The sequence below is a fragment of the Stenotrophomonas sp. 05L413 genome (assembly GCF_056397945.1).
On record NZ_JBFTOL010000026.1, the window covers coordinates 1 to 376 of the forward strand.

The 376-nt window shown below is 67.0% G+C and carries 1 protein-coding gene; it reads right to left on the reverse strand.

Annotation, left to right across the window (positions count from 1 at the left end; genetic code table 11):
- Positions 1-148: 148 nt before the first annotated feature.
- A partial coding sequence (locus AC1DIQ_RS19000; RefSeq protein ID WP_478050605.1) for a helix-turn-helix transcriptional regulator occupies positions 149-376 on the reverse strand: 228 nt, incomplete at its 5' end.

Sequence of the window (376 nt, forward strand, 5' to 3'; positions counted from 1 at the left end):
GACATCACCCCGCCACAGGCGCAAGTTTTGTACCGGATGGGGATCTGGGGCTGAGGCTAGGGTTTGGCGATGGCGGAGCACCGCCCCCGGTGTGCGCTTTACTCGGCTTTGTAATTTTGACAATCGACGGAGAGGGATGGCGAGCGCGTCAGCCGCGCCGCGCCGCCTCACGCCAAGCCCCCGGCGGCAGGCCGAAGCGGCGGGCGAACGCGCGGGTAAAAGTCGTCTGGTCGGGATAGCCGACGCCGAAGGCGATGTCGGTCAGCGGCATCGTGCCGGCCATCAGCCATTGCACGGCCTGATCGAGGCGCAGGCGGGTCTGGTAGCCGTGCGGCGTGTCGCCGAAGGCTTCGCAGAAGAGGGTATGGAAGTGGCG